This is a genomic window from Oerskovia sp. NPDC060287, from assembly GCF_042726775.1.
GTDB classification, from domain to species: domain Bacteria; phylum Actinomycetota; class Actinomycetes; order Actinomycetales; family Cellulomonadaceae; genus Oerskovia; species Oerskovia merdavium.
On sequence record NZ_JBHXBO010000355.1, the window covers coordinates 1 to 2,980 of the forward strand.

General features: G+C 68.8%; 3 protein-coding genes. All 3 read right to left on the bottom strand.

Annotated elements, in window-relative coordinates; translation table 11 throughout:
• Positions 1 to 14: 14 nt before the first annotated feature.
• Complete coding sequence (locus ACFWFR_RS18775) at positions 15 to 1,184, bottom strand: glycoside hydrolase family 1 protein (RefSeq protein ID WP_377624104.1); 1,170 nt, start codon at positions 1,182 to 1,184, stop codon at positions 15 to 17.
• Positions 1,185 to 1,194: 10 nt separating this feature from the next.
• Entirely contained in the window at positions 1,195 to 2,085 is an 891-nt protein-coding gene (locus tag ACFWFR_RS18780; protein WP_377615277.1) for a carbohydrate ABC transporter permease, read from the bottom strand.
• Between the two features lies 1 nt (position 2,086).
• On the bottom strand, positions 2,087 to 2,980 hold an 894-nt coding region (locus ACFWFR_RS18785), incomplete at its 5' end, for a carbohydrate ABC transporter permease (RefSeq protein ID WP_377624105.1).

Genomic DNA, 2,980 nt, shown 5'->3' on the forward strand with positions numbered 1-2,980 from the left:
GGCCTCCCCGCGGGTCAGTCGTCGAGCGAGATCTCCCCGCGAGCGACGGAACCGAGCCAGCCGAGGCTCGGCTTGGGGGTGCGCTCGAAGGTCTCCGGGTCCCAGGCGACGAGCCCGAAGGTCGGCGCGAAGGAGCCCCACTCGTAGTTGTCGAGCAGCGACCAGTGGAGGTACCCGATGAGGGGCAGTCCTGCCTCGACCTCGGCGCGGAGCGCGCGCAGGGCGTCGCGCGTGTAGTCGATCCGGCGGGCGTCGTCGGCGGTCGCGATGCCGTTCTCCGACACGAGGACCGGCAGGCCGGTGATCTCGTGGCCCAGGCGGGCCGCCTCGGCGATGGCGGCCGGGTAGTACTCCCAGCCCGTGAGCGTCTTCTCGGAGTCCTCGGGTGCGGGGAGCGGCCCGTCGAGCGTGATGCGGGTGCGCGTGTAGGCCTGGACGCCGACGAAGTCGTCGCCGCGCGCGGCCTCGAGGAAGACGGTCTCGCGCGGGTAGGCGTACTCCCGCAGGACCTCCTCGGCACCGGGGTCCGCGAAGAACTGCTGCGGAGCCACGGGCCAGCCCACGGGGACCCCGACGGTGCGCACGAGCTCGACCGCGCGGCGGTGGGCCGCGATGAGGTGCTGCGTCGCGACGGGGTCCGGCGCGTGCATGGTGCCCGCCTGGAGCTGCTCCTCGCCCTTGGCCGCCGTGATCATCATGGCGAGGATGTTGGGCTCGTTGATGGTGAAGACGTGCGAGGCGGCGTCCAGCAGCGGGAGCACGCGCTCGACGTAGCGGGCGAAGCGCTCGACCGACCGCGGGTCGGTCCATCCGCCGTCCTCGGCGAACCACCGGGGCGAGGTGAAGTGGTGCAGCGTGATCAGCGGGGTCACGCCGTGGTCGAGGCAGCACTGCACGACGCGACGGTAGTGGTCGAGCTCCGCGCGGGAGAACATGCCCTCGGCGGGCTCGATGCGGGCCCACTCGATCGAGAACCGGTAGGACGTGAGGCCGGACTCGGCCAGCAGCCGGATGTCCTCGGCGTAGCGGTGGTAGCTGTCCGCGGCGTCGCCCGAAGGCTCGGCGAGCGTCGAGTCGGGCGCGACCTCGCGCGCCCACCAGTCGCTGTTCACGTTGTTGCCCTCGATCTGGTGGGCGGCGGTCGAGGCGCCCCAGACGAAGGGGTCGGGGAAGGTGAGAGGCATGGGGTATCTCCTACTTGATGCCGGTCATGGCGATGCCCTGCACGAAGTAGCGCTGCAGGAAGAGGAAGAGGATCAGGATCGGGGTCACGACGAGCACCGAACCGGCCATGAGCAGGCCGTAGTAGGTGCCGTTGGAGCCGACCGAGTAGAGCGAGAGCGCGACCGGGAGGGTGTACATGTTCTCGGTCTGCGCGACGACGAGCGGCCACAGGAAGTTGTTCCACGAGCCGAGGAACGTGAGGATGCTCAGCGTCGCGAGCGGCGGCCCGCACTGGGGCAGGACGATCCGGAAGAAGATGCGGAACTCGCCCGCGCCGTCGATCCGCGCGGCCTCGATGAGCGCGTCGGGGATGCCGAGGATGAACTGCCGCATGAGGAACACCCCGAGCGGCCCGGCGAGGAAGGGCAGGATGAGCGCCGGATAGGTGTTGACGAGCCCCATGTTCGAGACGAGGACGAACATCGGCACGAGCGTGACGACGCCCGGGACCATGAGGGTGAGCATCACGAGGGCGAACAGCACCTTCTTGCCCGGGAACCGCATCTTGGCCAGGGCGTACCCGACCATCGAGCAGAAGATGATGTTGCCGAGCACGACCGCGACGGCGACGACGATCGAGTTCATGAAGAACTGGCCGTAGTTGAGCTGGGACAGCCACTTCTCGTAGTTCTCGAGCGTCGGGCTCTCCGGCCACCAGGTGATGGGGCGCTGCAGGAGCTCGCCCTGCGTCTTGAAGCTGCCGAGCAGCATCCAGATGAACGGCATGAGCGTCAGCAGGAGACCGACGACGAGCGCGGTGTACGTGGCGCCGCGCGACCAGCGGATCGGGCGGCGGGGCGGGCGCACCAGGGTGCTCGTGCCCGACGGCGCGGGGGTGGTCCGCGAGGACGTGGGGGGCATGTCAATCCTCCTTCGACCGCAGCAGGCGGAACTGGACCGCGGCGAGGGCGGCGATCAGCGCGAAGAGCACGTAGGCCGCTGCGGACGCGAACGCGTAGTTGCCGTAGCCGAACTGGTTGTAGACGTAGTAGCTGATCGTCAGCGTGGAGTTGACCGGTCCGCCCTTGGTCATGACGAACGGCTCCTCGAACACCTGGAGGAAGCCGACGGACAGCAGGACGGCGCCGAGCAGCAGGGTCGGGCGCATGAGCGGCACCGTCATGGAGCGGAAGCGGCGCCATGCGCCGGCGCCGTCGACCTCGGCAGCCTCGTAGACGTCGCGCGGGATCGCCTGGAGCCCGGCGAGGAAGATGATCATGAGCGTGCCCATGTTGCGCCACGCGGCCATGACGATGATCGAGGGCATGGCCCAGGTGCTGTCGTTGAGCCAGTCGGGCCCGTTGATGCCGACCCAGCCCAGCACGGTGTTGACGAGGCCGGAGTCCTGGAGGATGAACCGCCAGACGACCGCCACGGCGACGATCGACGTCACGACGGGGGTGTAGAAACCGACCCGGAAGACGCTGCGGAACTTCTCGATGCCCGAGTTGAGGGCGACGGCCAGGGCGAGGCCCAGCGCCATCGTCAGGGGGATCCCGACGACCACGAAGAAGAAGGTGTTGACGAGCGCCTTGCGGAACAGCTCGTCCTGGAAGACCTGGGCGAAGTTGTCGAGCCCGACGAAGTTCACCGCGAAGGGGGTCTTGATGTCACGGATCGTGAGGTCCGAGAACGACATGCCGAACGACGCGAGCAGCGGTCCCAGCATGAAGACCGAGAAGACCGCGACGAACGGCAGCGCGAACAGCCAGGCGACGACGGCTTGACGTCGCCGGTGGACGGCGCCGACCGAACG

Coding starts and splice junctions, on each gene's coding strand:
- ACFWFR_RS18780 (WP_377615277.1), bottom strand. CDS start 2,085: ATGCCCCCCACGTCCTCGCGGACCACCCCCGCGCCGTCGGGCACGAGC.
- ACFWFR_RS18775 (WP_377624104.1), bottom strand. CDS start 1,184: ATGCCTCTCACCTTCCCCGACCCCTTCGTCTGGGGCGCCTCGACCGCC.